The following is a 1,762-nucleotide window of genomic DNA, read 5'->3' as shown; positions in this document are numbered from 1 at the left end:
CATGCAAATAATGCATAGGGTGATCGAAATTGGAATTTGCAATTTCCAGTGAACTGGTCTTCGATACCACCAGTGGCTGCCTGCAACGCGCCCCGCGCCGGTCTGCCCGGCAAAATGTTAAGACTGCTTAGTTTCTTCGTTTTTTGGCTGCCTGCAGGCGCAAATGCTACATATCCGCAGTGATGCGGCAATCATCCGGGCCAAAGAGTCCGGCCAACAAATAAGACACGAAACGTGTCCGACAAGGAGAGTGTGATGAAACTCAAATCCCTATTGATGGGGGCTGTTGCCACGGCCTCCCTCGCGCCGGCGGCCTTTGCCGAGCGCGGGTCAGACGGCCAGGTCAACATCATCTATTGGCAGGCGCCGTCGATCCTGAACCCGTATCTGTCAAGCGGCACCAAGGACATCCAGTCTTCGTCGCTGGTGATTGAACCGCTGGCGCGCTACGACCCGCAGGGCAACATGATCCCCTATCTGGCCGCGGAAATTCCAACTGTGGACAATGGCGGCGTCAGCGAGGATCTGACCTCTGTCACCTGGAAAATCGCGCCCGGTATGAAGTGGTCCGATGGCAGCGGTGTCACCGCGCATGACGTCAAGTTCACCGCAGACTACTGTATGCATCCTGAGGGCGGCTGCGCCCAGCTGACCAAATACGAAGGTGTCACCAATGTCGAAGCGCTGGATGATCTGACCGTCAAGGTCACCTTCGACAAGCCGACCCCCTTCCCCTACGGCCCGTTTGTGGGCGGCGAAGGCCCGATCCTGCAAAAGGCGCAGTTTGAAAACTGCACCGGTGCCAGGGCGCCGGAATGCACCGATGCCAACTTTGGCCCGATCGGCACCGGCCCGTTTGTGGTGGATGAGTTCAAGCCGAACGACGTGATCACCATGTCGGCTAACCAAAACTACCGCGACCCGGCCAAGCCGGCGTTCGCAAAGGTACTGTTCAAAGGCGGCGGCGATGCAACTGCTGCGGGGCGTGCCGTAATGGAAACCGGCGAATTCGACTATGCCTGGAACCTGCAGCTGGCGCCGGAAGTGATCGCCCAGATGGAAGCGGGCGGTAAAGGCACACCGGTTGCGGGCTTCGGTTCGCTGGTGGAACGCGTCATGCTGAACCAGACCGACCCGTCATCGAGCCTGCCCGAGGGCGAGCGCGCGACCGCCAAGCATCCGCATCCGTTCCTGAAGGACCCGGCTGTCTATAAGGCGATGTCAATGGCCATTGACCGTCCGCTGCTGGTGGAAATCGGCTATGGCAAGGCAGGCGCAGTCAGCTGCAACTGGGTGCCCGCACCTGCGGCCTTTGCCTCCGACACCTTTGACTGCTCCACCCAGGACATCGAAGGCGCCAAGGCGATGCTGGAGGAAGCCGGCTACAAGGACACCAATGGCGACGGCGTGCGGGAAACCCCTGACGGCAAGCCGATGAAAATCCTGTATCAGACCTCGACCAACGCGGTGCGTCAGGACTTCCAGGCGCTGATCAAGGAGTGGTGGAGCCAGATCGGCATTGAATCCGAGCTGCGCAACATCAACGCTTCGGTGTTCTTCGGCGGCGACCCGGGTTCTCCCGACACTTTCCAGAAGTTCTATGCCGACGTCGAAATGTATGCCAACAACTTTGACGGCACCGACCCGCAGGCCTACCTGGGCAACGGCCTGTGCGATCAGGCTCCGCGTCCGGACACGCAGTGGCAGGGACAGAACATCTCGCGCTTCTGCAACGAGGAGTTCGACCAGCTGCACGCTGAGC

At 59.9% G+C, this 1,762-nt stretch carries 1 protein-coding gene; it reads left to right on the top strand.

Translation table 11 applies throughout. The annotated features are described in order from the left end of the window. Positions 1-255: 255 nt before the first annotated feature. Positions 256-1,762, top strand: a 1,507-nt coding sequence (locus tag A2I95_RS35380) for a peptide ABC transporter substrate-binding protein (protein WP_291737235.1), incomplete at its 3' end; no start/stop codon positions are given.

The organism is Leisingera sp. F5, from assembly GCF_001593695.1.
The sequence above is the reverse complement of the archived record's forward strand: the minus strand, read 5'-3'. Positions and strand labels throughout refer to the sequence as shown.